Source organism: Yersinia antarctica (assembly GCF_056636475.1).
The window spans coordinates 4453762-4466320 of record NZ_JBSJQF010000001.1 but is presented as its reverse complement, the minus strand read 5'-3'; the positions used below and the strand labels follow the sequence as shown (position 1 = coordinate 4466320).

Sequence of the window (12559 nt, the reverse complement as noted above, 5' to 3'; positions counted from 1 at the left end):
CCTTGACACGCGCCGGTTGCGCCTGATATGTTTTTCTGCGATCCGTGGTTGAAACTGGTGACGGTAGGTCGGTATGCGACATGTGCAGATCAGCCACACGTTTTCTCCGGACGCAACTGGCAGCGCTGGTCTCGGCACAATAGTGCATGGCGGCCAGGAGTTGATGGTCTGCACACCATGATCAAGCGCATTGAGCATGCGTTGATGGAGGCCAAGTAATGTCCGGCGCAACGTTGGATATTACTTTGATCGAATCTCATGAAGCGGCGCTTCGTGCGCTGCTTTACCGAGAGGACGGTTCAGAGGCTGCTGCCTACGTCCTTTTCGGAAGAGCTGAGATCAATGAGGATCCTTGGTCAAAACACCCACGGATCCGATTGATCTCGCACGAAGTAGTTCCGATCCCCCCAAGCGAGGTTATTTCCTCCTCATCTGTCCACGTGACGTGGTCCACGAAGGGTTTTATGCAACTGTTGGGAGTTGCACAAGATCGTGAACTGATACCTGCTTTGGTTCACACCCACCCTCGTGCAGATGCTTTTTTTTCTGACCAAGATGATCGTAATGAGGCTGAGCTGGCCCGCACAGCATTCAACAAGCGGAGTTTGGGACTCGCAAGTCTAGTATTCGGGGAGAACGGGGCCATCGCCGGACGCCTTTGGACATCACCTACCGCGACTACAGATGCTTCGAAGATCTCCATTGTCGGTAACAAAATAGACATTCGGCAGCGTCAGAAGCACCATGAAAAGTCCGGGATGCTAGATCGCCAGGCGGCACTCTTTGGCAAGGGATTCAATCCTATCGTTCGTTCGCTGCGTGTGGGTGTAATCGGCTGTGGAGGCACAGGCAGTGCGGTAGTTTCACTGTTGGCACGTTTAGGCGTTGGGCATCTTGCGCTAATCGACAATGACACAATCGACACGACGAACCTCAATCGTGTGCATGGCTCACGAGCAGATGATGTACGGGATCAGTTGGCCAAGGTGGACATTCTTGCTCGTGAAATCGAGGTTTGGGGGCTTGGTACGCACGTGGTCACGAGCAAGGCTTGGGTAGGCAATCCAATGCTCCGTGATGTGTTGAAGTCCTGTGATGTACTTTTCGGATGCACGGACGACAACCAGGGACGGCTGACATTGAACCGTTTCGCTCACTTTTATGGTGTCCCGCTTGTTGATTTGGGATTGCGTATGCGCTCCGCAAGAGGTGGAACCGAATATGAAATGACGGGACGGGTCACCACTATTAAGCCGGGCTCCCCCTGCCTGATGTGTCTTGGGGTCGTCAATCCGCAGAGAGCCGCCGCCGAAGGACTGCAGCGTAGCGATCCTATCGAGTATGAGCGTCGTAAGGCTGAAGCTTATGTTGACGGCGGGGGGGATCCTGCTCCGGCTGTCGTAACGTTTACCACAAGCATAGCCTGCGCCGCAGTGGATGAGCTCATCCAAGGGCTAACAGGATTCCGGGGTGGAGAGGGCATGGTTCACAATCGGATTCGTCGATTTGATCGCGTAGAAGACCGCTCCATGACCTGTAAGCCTATGCAAGGGTGCCCTGTTTGCTCCAACGAAACAGTTTGGGGACGCGGGGACGTCAACCCGTTTCTCGGCGTGATAGGGTGAAACATGCGGTATTTTTTCGCTACTACGTTGCGTCGGTTTGGATGGCTGAAAGCCGAGTATTTGATAAAGGAGGTCTCTCGCCACCCGGGCAAGACCGTGATCCCTGTTGGTGAGCTTTGGTTAGTAATTGATGGTGAGATTAGCAAATGGGCTTGCCTCACCTGCCCAGGAGGATGTAACTCCAGCATCTCGCTCTCGTTGAGCCCTGATCGGAGGCCTCGTTGGACTGTAGAGCAGGATTTCTGGGGACGTCCCACGATTGCGCCGTCAGTACACCAACATAGCGTTTGTAAGTGCCATTTTTGGATAAGAGAAGGCTCCGTAGTTTGGTCAAAACAATGAGTATATTTGGAGGGCGGGCTGGAATACGGTTAAAGCGCGGTGAAGGTGTCTGTATGTTTTATATATACCGTTGCTCAATAGTTTCACTTCGTTAATCCTTAGTATAAGAGTCTGGTGCTGCGATCGCTAGTAGCGTCTGGGCAAACATTTGCCTCTAGTTGGGGTGATTCAAAAGGAAGGCTTATGAATATAAAACAGGCAGTAATGCTTTCTCGAACTCAACGATGTGTTGGCGGTGGTCTTCTATTCACCGGAGCACTCTTCTATTTTATCAGTCTTCTTATGGCCATATATCGTACGGCGCAGAGCATGAATGACTCGGCTCTGCTCTGGCGGTTTGGCGTGATAATTCAAAACTTTATTGCGGCCATATTTGAACTAACCGCGCCTTACATCGGTTTCGTCTGGCGGAACGTGCCGACCATCAATCAGGCAGACCCATTTACCTATGGGAATCTACTTTTTTTGGGCCTTGTTGGTGTCATGATCGTGGGCAAGCAATTGGTGCTTGCCGGTCGACGGCTCCGGGCTCGCATTCAGCGTCAGATTGATCGCGTCGAAGAAATGCAGTGGCATAATTCGATGATGGGGAGTCGTACACCAGTTGGCACATCAATCTCTGCCAATTTGATTGGCCAGATCAACATTTTGCAGCAAACCATGCCACCTAACCCAGATGGGGGATGGTGGACACGGCCTTGGGGACTTATCGGGCTTTCGATCGTCAGTGGATACTTTGTGGCTGTGCTAGCAAAGCTGACTGGGATGCTTTGAGATTGCCGCCTGGGTTTCATCTTGATCATTTTGTGCGTTTTTTAGTACGTACTGGTATCGTGCTATCACGACAGTCTCGTCATGGAAAAGGATAAAGGGACAACATGAGCGATTTCGAGCAGCAGCCGTTTGCAGACGCAGAGTTTGCTGAAAATCCCGAGCAACGGTGCCCTTGCATACTTTTGTTGGACACATCTGGATCTATGAATGGTGCGCCCATCCAGATGCTGAACGATGCTTTGCAGTCATTCAAAGATGACCTGTACGCTGATGCGATGGCGGCGAAACGTGTGGAGTTGGCAGTGGTGACCTTTGGTCCCGTCAACGTTCGTACTGAGTTTACGACGGTCGATGGATTTTTCCCCGAGGTGCTGGAAGCAAGTGGTGTGACGCCAATGGGAGAAGCTGTTGTGCGGGCACTGGATCTATTGCGCGAACGAAAGGACCGTTACCGCTCCAATGGCGTGAAGTACTACCGTCCTTGGGTATTTCTAATTACCGATGGTGCTCCAACTGATGATTGGCAGGAGGCGCGCCGACGCGTCCATGAAGGTGAGGAGCGTAAGGAATTCATGTTCTACTCTGTTGGTGTTGACGGTGCGGATATGACTTCTCTTTCTCAGTTGGGTACACGTCAGCCATTGAAGCTGAAGGGATTGGCGTTTCGCGAGCTCTTTGCTTGGCTTTCCAGCTCGCTAAGCGCCGTATCGCAGTCCAACCCGGGGGATGCTGTTCCTCTCGCCAACCCGACTGGTCCAGAGGGCTGGGCCGTTGCTGGATAACCCTCGCTGGCGTTGGGCTGCGGCTTCATGTATCGGCACGTCCCATCAACGCATTGGGACGCGAAAGCAGGATGCCTACAGCGTTACTCGGATCAACTCGCATACGTTCTGTGCGGTGGTCTCCGACGGGGCGGGCAGCGCGAGTTACGGTGGGCAAGGCGCGTCCTTGGTTTGCCGCAGCCTGATAGCTAACTTCCGATCATGGTTCGGACGTAATGACAGCTTGCCAGATAATGAGCTGATCCTGTGTTGGATTGATCTGGTGCGAGACCGTCTCTCCGAGGCAGCAGCACGGCGTGGTGTTACCCGGCGACAGTTCGCTGCTACGCTGGTGATGCTCGTGGTTTTCAAAGGGCGTGTCTTGGCTTTGCAGATCGGCGACAGTGCGCTTGTCGCTCGTAAGGCTGGTGTATGGGAGGCCTTATGCTGGCCAGAAAACGGAGAGTTCGCGTCGACGACCTACTTTGTTACGGATGATCCTGAAGTTAGGTTGCGAACCTTTAGTTTGGATTTTGAGTATGACGCCTTCGCTTTATTTTCGGATGGGTTGGAGTCAGTCGCTTTGGAGCAAGCAACACAGCAGCCCTTTGCTCGGTTCTTTGATCCGATGATTAAGCCGGTAGACCAGGTAGCAGTGGAGGGGCGCTTGGTTGAGTTGTCAGGCGCACTTGCTCGATACCTGAACAGTCCTGCGATCTGTGAGCGGACGGATGATGACAAAACCCTCATCCTCGTTTCATGTCGATGAATGCGCCGCCGGTAAGGATCGCCGGTAAGAATGAGCAGATCGATAAGCGCCTCGGCAAAGGAGGCGAGGGGGATGTGTACGCGCTGGTGGGACGTGCCGATCGTGCAGTGAAAATCTACAAGGCTGAGCTTAGGCGCTCTCGCGAAAGTAAGGTTAGGGCGATGGTAGAGGGGCGGTTGGCGGATGCGACCACTTTGGTGGCTTTCCCATCTGAGATAGTTACTGATTCTTCGGGTAACTTCGCTGGTTTTTCTATGCGGCTTGTCTCGGGATACAGGCCGCTTCATGAGCTGTACAGCCCGAAATCACGCAAAATCCAATTCCCCAAAGCAGACTATCGGTTTCTAGTGCGTGTTGCGCAAAACGTCGCGCGTGCCGTCGCAACAGTGCATCAAGCGGGCTGTATAATTGGGGATCTCAACCATTCCGGGGTTCTGGTAGCTCAGGACGCCACCGTTGCACTGATTGATGCCGATAGTTTTCAGTTTAGTTTGAACGGGCAGTCCTATCCTTGTGTTGTTGGTATGGAAGACTTTACGCCGCCAGAACTCCATGGAATTAGCTTTAGTAGTGTCAAACGCACTCAGGCTCATGACAACTTTGGTCTTGCAGTTGCCATCTTCCAATTGCTGGTCATGGGTAAGCACCCCTATTCCGGCCGTTTTAGTGGTGCGGATCTCAGTCTAGGACAGTCGATTGCACAGAACCGCTTTGCCTTTTCAGTTGAGCGACGCAACGATACACGTACCACCCCCCCGCCCGGCTCGGTGCTATTGGCGGATTTCCCTCCATTGGTTGCCGCCGCATTTGAGTCGGCTTTCGGTCTTGCTGCTGCCTCTCGTCCGGATCCGGTTGCGTGGGTAAGTTTGCTTCAAGGCCTCGAAGCAGGCCTGCGTCAATGTGCAAATGTACCGACTCACTACTTTCCTAGTGCTGCAGGGAGTTGTCTTTGGTGTCGGCTCGCAAGTCAGTCCGGCTTCGAAATGTTCCCGCTGGGGCTCGTCGTGGGGAGTGTTCCTACTGCGGGCCCTTTCGATCTTGACGCTGTATGGGCAGCTATCAAAGCGGTACGTATCCCTCGGCCTGAAGAGGTCCTGCCTACCTGGAGCGGAAATGTAGCCACGCCCAGTGCGGCAGTTAAACATGTAAAAAACAACGGTCAAAAGAAAGCCATCTACGGCGTCCTAGCACTCCTGGCGGCAATCATCGGCTTTATAAGCGTGCCTCTGTTAGGACTCCTGTGGGGAGGCCTGGGCCTTTTCGGTCTAGTCGCGTTGCTCACTAAGGCCAAGGTGGATTCAGCGCCATTTCTCAAGTCTTACGTGGATGCTGATAGTCGGGTGCGTTTGCTTTCCATGGCACATTTGCAGCGAATTGGCTTGAAGGAGATTTTTGTTTTACGTGCCGAATTGGAAGATTGTGTGTCCCAATATCGGCAGGTTGAGGGGGATCTCGCGCAGGTGCTGATAAAGCTGAAGTCGACACGTGAGGCGCGTCAGCGAATAGACTTCTTGGATCGGTTCCTGATAAGACGCGCAACAATACCAGGTATCGGGCCTGCGAAGACTGCTACTTTGGCTTCCTTTGGTATCGAGACCGCTGCTGATATTACGGCTTCTGCTGTTCGGGCGGTGCCGGGGTTTGGTGAGGCATTGACTGGAAAAATGCTTGCATGGCGCCAGAGTCACGAAGCTAAGTTCCGCTATAACACTTCTTCAAATCCATCTGATGTCCAAGCCGAGAGCGCAGCGCGCTCCGCATCAGCGGCTAAACAGAATGATTTGCAGAAAAAGCTTCGTTCGGGCCTAGCTGCGTTACAAGTTGCAGCACCACGATGCGTCTTAGCTAGGACTGCGCCAGATCAATCTTTCTTACAGGCACTTTCCGATCGAGCAAAGGCACAACAGGACTGCACGGCATTAGGGATTAAAGTGCCTTCACCTGCGGTCGTTACAATTGAAATTCCGAAAAGCTCCATCGTGCAATCTTCTCGAAATCAGGCGACGGCGACTCCTGCTCGTTCCTCTGCAATCGGCCCTTCAGTGTCGTCAGCATCGAATTCCTGTCCTGTATGTGCTGCGCCAATGATACGGCGCACAGCTCGCAAGGGGAAACGAGCGGGCACTAAATTCTGGGGGTGTTCTAAATATCCCTCATGCAAAGGAACAAGAAGTTGAGTGTATTCGTCTCATGTGGGGGTGACTTTATTGCCCTGACCAATGATTTGCATGGGAGTTGACCAGCGCACAAGTTACCTCGACGGGCAGAAGTTGACCCGAGCCAGTCATTTTGTTGGCAGTACTCGACAGCAAGCAGGCCATAGACACAATGTTATAAGCTTCGTAACATGCGTACAGATCATGTCACCTTTACTCATTTTATGTCGTGATCCTGATTTGATACACAAACTTCAGTGGCTTAAGCATGAGCGTAGATTAAACGTGACAAAAGTACGAATAAAATCCCACTGACTATGTGATATGCTTGTGGTTATTTGATTTCATAAAGCTAGCGCTAATATAAAGGTCAAGAATGAATCAAATCCAAATTTTCATGCCTCCACCTGCTAATTGGCAGGACTTTCAAACATTGATGGGTGATGTGGCAAGATCAAAATACGTTGGAGAGTCCGTTCAAGAGTATGGTAGGCAAGGGCAGCGTCAGGATGGGGTTGATGTATATGCGACTGATATTCTTGAAAAGTGTATAGGGATACAGTGCAAAGAAACTAAGAATCCTAGTTTAACAATTAAGCATGTCGATGACGAAATAATTAAGGCGAGGAAATTTACCCCTGCCCTAGACCTTTTCATTATTGCCACAACAGCAAGGACGGATGCAAAGCTACAAAATCATGTCAATCTACTAAATTCTTCAGGGACGATAAAGTTCAAAGTCCAGCTATGGTTTTGGGATGAGATTAATCAATTCATCAATAGGTCGCATGCGGTTATGTCGTCAAGCTACATGGCTTTTCAAGAAAGCTTCGGTGCGTCTGAAATTAAAAATCATCTGGCTGCAGTTAGATTGTCTTTTGATCGAAATGCATTCACTGATAACTTTATTCATGAGAGAGATTATCCGGATTTTCAGCAAGCCTTAGTTGCGACGAAAGCAATGTTAAAAACAGGGTTTCTCTACGATAATTGGTCAAGAAGTTTAGTGGCGCAAACCATCCCGTCCAGCATGATTGGCGACGAACAATATCAAAAATTCGTTTGCAAAATAGAATCCTCTCTAGAGACGCTGTATCAGTCTTTTCTTCGAGATGTAAAGAGAGAGTCAAAAGCCCCCGGCCATTTAGCCGAGCGAGCCGGACAGTATAATATAGAAAGAAGGAAGCTTATCGCCGTCATTAATTCTAAGCTCAAAGATTTTAAGCTTTTGCAAATAGACATCCAGTACTAAGCCCGCTGACTGAAGAAGTTGCTCACCGGTCTATTTCGACTTGTAATGATGCCCGTGAGTGGTCACTATAGGTTCGGGCTTATGGCCTCACAGGAGCTGCTGAGACAGCGAAGGGGCTCGATCGTGAGGCCAAGCACAGTAAGGTTTTGACAAATATATTGCTTTTTTTGGATTGATAATTTACGTTCAAGAGAATTTCAATTAGATTATTACTCCAAATCGCCTTGGGGCCGGGGATAAAACTTTACATTCTCAATCTCAGCTGTCCTTTCCCCTTCTGATTGCGCTGTTTTTTAAGCACAACAGTGCTGATTAGGAAAATAAAGCCCTGCCTTGGCGGGGCTTTTTGTTGGTTTTAAGCCGCGCCTGAGGGATGAGATTTTTATACCTCGATATATCTGTTTTGCTTTCTTAAAATTGGTATTGGCAGCTTTGCAAACCAAAAAATTCTTTTATCACTATAATCAATACTCTTATGTTCATCATATGGAGCTTGGTCATGGTCACGGTTCACCATCTGAATAATTCACGTTCACAACGTATCTTGTGGATGCTGGAGGAACTGCAAGTTCCTTATGAGTTGAAGCGCTATCAGCGCGACCCCGGCAGCTTACTGGCACCACCAGAATTGAAAAAAATCCATCCATTGGGAAAATCACCAGTGATTACTGACGGTGATCTCACCTTGGCGGAGTCTGGTGCCATTATTGAGTATTTACAGGAAACCTATGATGCACAGGGGCTATTTAAACCCACCGGTCACTATGATCGTCAACAGTTCCGTTACTGGATGCATTATGCCGAAGGTTCATTGATGCCATTGCTGGTGATGAAACTTATCTTTAGCCGATTGGGTGGGCCGCCTGTGCCGTGGATTATTCGCCCGGTTGCCAAGGCTCTGGGTGATGGCGTACAGAAAAGTTATCTGAATAAGCAAATTGCTACTCACCGCGATTATCTGGAACAGCATTTGACGAATAATCAGTGGTTTGCTGGCAGTGATTTCAGCGCGGCGGATATTCAGATGAGTTTTCCTATCGAGGCAATCAACACCCGTGGTGGTCTTGAGGGGTTCCTGAAACTGCAAGATTTCTTAGTGCGCATTCATCAGCGCCCAGCCTACCAACAGGCGATTGAGAAGGGCGGAGCCTACAAACTGGAAGGCTGATAACCGATGATTCGGCATCATTGCCACGCAAAGTAAATGAGTGTGAGGCTACTCACACTTTTGTTTCCCGTCAAATTAATGCTCCCCCGACAAATTAATGTAAAAAAATGCAATAAATGTCGCTATCTGGTGTTGATTAGTCGCTACGAATAGCTAGATAATCGTTTGCCTTACAATAAGGCTATTTTATTTGCCATTTTGAACTTGGGCAGTGCTAAAAATCCTCACGTACCGAGTGTACGCTCCGGTTTTTGCGCGCTGGCCGCGTCCAAACTGCCTGCAACAATGACGCTTATTGTAGTTTTTCTTCGATTTTTTTCAGTCATGCGTGCTTCCAGCTAATCGTTTGCTATTTTCTCCACCATGAAGATGTTGGAGGCGTTGTCGAGTTAATCGGCAAAAACGGAAACGATTACGTAGGGAAGGGCGCCTGACTTGCTGACTACTTTAAAATGACACACAGGGGACATAACCATGTCTAGCACCAACCCTCAAGTGAACCGGGCAGTAACGCCAAAAGGTTCGCTTGATGCATTTTTCAAGCTTAGTGAACGCGGCAGTAATGTACGCCAGGAAGTGCTGGCTGGCCTGACAACCTTTCTCGCCATGGTCTACTCGGTCATTGTTGTACCAAGTATGCTTGGCAAAGCGGGTTTCCCACCAACAGCGGTGTTTGTGGCAACCTGTCTGGTTGCCGGTCTTGGTTCTTTGTTGATGGGGTTGTGGGCCAACTTGCCGATGGCGATTGGTTGCGCCATATCACTGACAGCGTTTACGGCATTCAGCTTGGTGCTGGGGCAACACATCAGTATTCCTGTGGCATTGGGGGCAGTATTCCTGATGGGGGTGCTGTTCACTATTATCTCTGTGACCGGTATCCGTTCATGGATATTGCGTAATTTGCCGATGGGCGTGGCACATGGTACCGGTATCGGTATCGGCTTGTTCCTGTTGCTGATTGCAGCAAACGGTGTCGGCCTGGTTATCAAAAACCCGATTGAAGGTTTACCGGTTGCACTGGGTGCATTTACCTCTTTCCCGGTCATAATGACTTTGCTAGGGCTGGCGGTGATTTTCGGTCTGGAAAAACTGCGAGTGCCGGGTGGCATTCTGCTGGTGATCATCGCCATCTCGGTTATCGGCCTGATTTTTGATCCGAGTGTGACCTATCAAGGGCTGTTTGCGATGCCTAGCCTGGCGGATGCTAACGGTAATTCATTGATTTTCAGCCTTGATATCATGGGTGCATTGAAACCTGTGGTGCTGCCAAGTGTATTGGCATTAGTGATGACTGCTGTATTTGATGCCACCGGGACTATCCGCGCGGTAGCGGGTCAGGCTAATTTGTTGGATAAAGACGGCCAGATCATCAGCGGCGGTAAAGCTCTGACATCTGACTCCGTTAGCAGCATTTTTGCTGGTTTGGTGGGCGCTGCGCCTGCTGCGGTTTATATCGAATCTGCCGCCGGTACTGCCGCTGGTGGTAAAACCGGTTTGACCGCCACCGTGGTAGGTATTTTGTTCCTGCTGATGCTGTTCCTGTCGCCACTATCCTATTTGGTTCCGGCTTATGCGACGGCACCGGCTCTGATGTATGTAGGGTTGCTGATGTTGAGCAACGTCTCCAAACTGGATTTCGAAGACTTTGTTGATGCGATGTCTGGCCTGCTTTGTGCTGTGTTTATCGTGCTGACTTGTAATATCGTCACCGGTATTATGTTGGGCTTCAGCTCGCTGGTTATTGGCCGTATCTGTTCCGGTGAATGGCGTAAACTGAATATCGGTACCGTGATTATCGCTATCGCGTTAGTGGCATTCTATGCGGGTGGCTGGGCAATCTAAGCGATGAGTTTTTGCTGGCATCGGGGTGACGCTGTCCCGATGCCACAGCGGTTTTTAATAACCCTATTTTCTTTGTTTTTTCCTGCCATCAGTTACAGGTTTTTTCCCCGTTTAACAAAAAAGTGATCTACTATCAAAAGCTAAACTCCGGCCCTGTCTACGGGCGGGTGAGGTTAAATCTTATATTGAGTTGTGTTGAGTTGAGTCTAAGGAAAGCATGGAAATTTTTTTTACAATCCTCATCCTGATTCTGGTGGTGTCGCTTTCCGGCGTTGTCACTCGGATGTTGCCGTTTCAAATCCCCCTTCCTCTGATGCAGATTGTCTGTGGTGCCTTGTTGGCCTTTCCCCACTTTGGTTTGCATGTCGATTTTGACCCGGAATTATTCCTGGTGCTGTTTATTCCACCGCTGCTCTTTGCCGACGGCTGGAAAACACCGACACGAGAGTTTATTCACCATGGGCGGGAGATATTTGGTCTGGCGCTGGCATTGGTGCTGGTCACCGTGGTGGGTATCGGCTATCTGATTTACTGGATGGTGCCGGGTATTCCGCTGGTAGCCGCGTTTGCACTGGCGGCGGTATTGTCGCCAACCGATGCTGTGGCATTATCCGGCATTGTGGGGAAAGGGCGCATACCTAAATCGATTATGGGCGTATTAGAAGGGGAGGCGTTGATGAATGATGCCTCTGGTCTGGTTGCGCTAAAGTTTGCCATTGCGGTGGCAATGGGGACGATGGTCTTTACCGTGTCTGGTGCCACACTTGAGTTCCTAAAAGTGGCGATTGGTGGCCTGCTGGCTGGTGTGGCGGTAACCTGGCTATACAGTAAGTCACTGCGCCTGATGAGCCGCTGGAGTGGTGATGATCCGGCAACACAAATTGTCTTACTGCTGCTGTTGCCATTCGCTTCTTATCTGATTGCTGAGCATATTGGCGTCTCCGGCATTCTGGCCGCAGTGGCGGCAGGGATGACCATCAGTCAGTCCGGGGTTATCCGAAACGCACCATTGACGATGCGGTTACGTGCCGACAGCGTGTGGTCGATGCTGGAGTTTGTGTTTAACGGCATGGTGTTCATCCTGTTGGGGCTGCAATTACCGGGGATTTTGGAAACATCAATCATACAGGCTGAACTGGACCCAACCATTCAAACCTGGAACCTCTTCGCGGATGTTGCCATTATTTATGGTGCGTTGTTGGTACTGCGCTTTAGCTGGCTATGGTCGATGAAGAAAATCAGTAAACGCATCCTGACCAAACGGCCACTGGAGTTTGGCAATTACACCACACGTGAACTGTGGGTGGCATCGTTTGCAGGGGTACGGGGAGCGATTACTCTTGCCGGTGTCCTCTCTATTCCGTTATTCCTCAGCGATGGTTCAGCCTTCCCATCCCGTTACCAGTTGGTATTTATCGCCACCGGCGTGATTCTGCTGTCGGTTATTATCGGGGTGATTGCTTTGCCGCCATTGCTGCGTGGTGTGGTGGTAGCAGATAAAAGTGCCAGCCGTGAAGAAGTGCGTTTCGCTCGGGCGGCGACTGCCGAGGTGGCAATTGTTAGCCTGAATAAAATGGAAGAGCGGCTGGCAGCCAGCAGCGAGGAGAATATTGACCCGGAGTTGCTAAAAGAGATCAGTTCACGAGTTATCGGGACATTGCGACGGCGTACCGGCAGTAAGGATGAAATTGAGAACACCTTGCTGGTTGAGAATCTGGAGCGGCGTTTTCGTTTAACCGCATTACGAGCCGAGCGTGGGGAACTGTATCACCTGCGTGCGACGCAGAAAATCAGCAATGAAACGCTGCAAAAACTGCTGCACGATTTGGATTTGCTGGAAGCGTTACTGATCGAAAAAGAGGGTTAACGT

The 12559-nt window shown here is 50.4% G+C and carries 11 protein-coding genes; all 11 read left to right on the top strand.

Annotated features, from left to right (window positions below; all coding sequences use genetic code 11):
• Positions 1-27: 27 nt before the first annotated feature.
• The 11 genes from ACWJJO_RS20670 to ACWJJO_RS20620 all read left to right on the top strand — a co-directional run bounded on the left by ACWJJO_RS20670 (position 28) and on the right by ACWJJO_RS20620 (position 12556).
• A complete protein-coding gene (locus tag ACWJJO_RS20670) occupies positions 28-219 on the top strand; it encodes an E2/UBC family protein (protein WP_481091479.1) in 192 nt (63 codons plus the stop codon).
• Entirely contained in the window at positions 219-1625 is a 1407-nt protein-coding gene (locus ACWJJO_RS20665; RefSeq protein WP_481091478.1) for a ThiF family adenylyltransferase, read from the top strand. The genes ACWJJO_RS20670 and ACWJJO_RS20665 overlap by 1 nt, the downstream gene beginning before the upstream one ends.
• Before the next feature lie 3 nt (positions 1626-1628).
• Entirely contained in the window at positions 1629-1967 is a 339-nt protein-coding gene (locus tag ACWJJO_RS20660; RefSeq protein WP_470384305.1) for a ubiquitination-like system serine protease family protein, read from the top strand.
• Positions 1968-2150: 183 nt separating this feature from the next.
• Positions 2151-2741 carry a YniB family protein gene (locus tag ACWJJO_RS20655; RefSeq protein ID WP_470384304.1) on the top strand — a complete coding sequence of 197 codons (591 nt, stop codon included), beginning with the start codon at positions 2151-2153 and terminating at the stop codon, positions 2739-2741.
• A 104-nt stretch (positions 2742-2845) separates the two neighbouring features.
• The gene (locus ACWJJO_RS20650; protein ID WP_024678116.1) at positions 2846-3523 is read left to right on the top strand and encodes a vWA domain-containing protein; all 678 of its coding nucleotides are present in this window, start codon (positions 2846-2848) and stop codon (positions 3521-3523) included.
• Complete coding sequence (locus tag ACWJJO_RS20645) at positions 3513-4271, top strand: PP2C family serine/threonine-protein phosphatase (protein ID WP_481091477.1); 759 nt, start codon at positions 3513-3515, stop codon at positions 4269-4271. The genes ACWJJO_RS20650 and ACWJJO_RS20645 overlap by 11 nt, the downstream gene beginning before the upstream one ends.
• Positions 4268-6448, top strand: coding sequence for a protein kinase domain-containing protein (locus ACWJJO_RS20640; protein WP_481091476.1), 2181 nt, complete (start codon positions 4268-4270; stop codon positions 6446-6448). The genes ACWJJO_RS20645 and ACWJJO_RS20640 overlap by 4 nt, the downstream gene beginning before the upstream one ends.
• A gap of 355 nt (positions 6449-6803) precedes the next feature.
• Positions 6804-7679 carry a hypothetical protein gene (locus ACWJJO_RS20635; RefSeq protein WP_481091475.1) on the top strand — a complete coding sequence of 292 codons (876 nt, stop codon included), beginning with the start codon at positions 6804-6806 and terminating at the stop codon, positions 7677-7679.
• A 499-nt stretch (positions 7680-8178) separates the two neighbouring features.
• Positions 8179-8847 carry a glutathione S-transferase family protein gene (locus ACWJJO_RS20630; RefSeq protein WP_481091474.1) on the top strand — a complete coding sequence of 223 codons (669 nt, stop codon included), beginning with the start codon at positions 8179-8181 and terminating at the stop codon, positions 8845-8847.
• 474 nt (positions 8848-9321) lie between these two features.
• Entirely contained in the window at positions 9322-10689 is a 1368-nt protein-coding gene (locus tag ACWJJO_RS20625; protein WP_083162145.1) for an NCS2 family permease, read from the top strand.
• Between the two features lie 217 nt (positions 10690-10906).
• Positions 10907-12556, top strand: a complete 1650-nt coding sequence (locus ACWJJO_RS20620) for a Na+/H+ antiporter (RefSeq protein WP_083162147.1) — start codon at positions 10907-10909, stop codon at positions 12554-12556.
• The last annotated feature ends 3 nt before the right edge of the window (positions 12557-12559 follow it).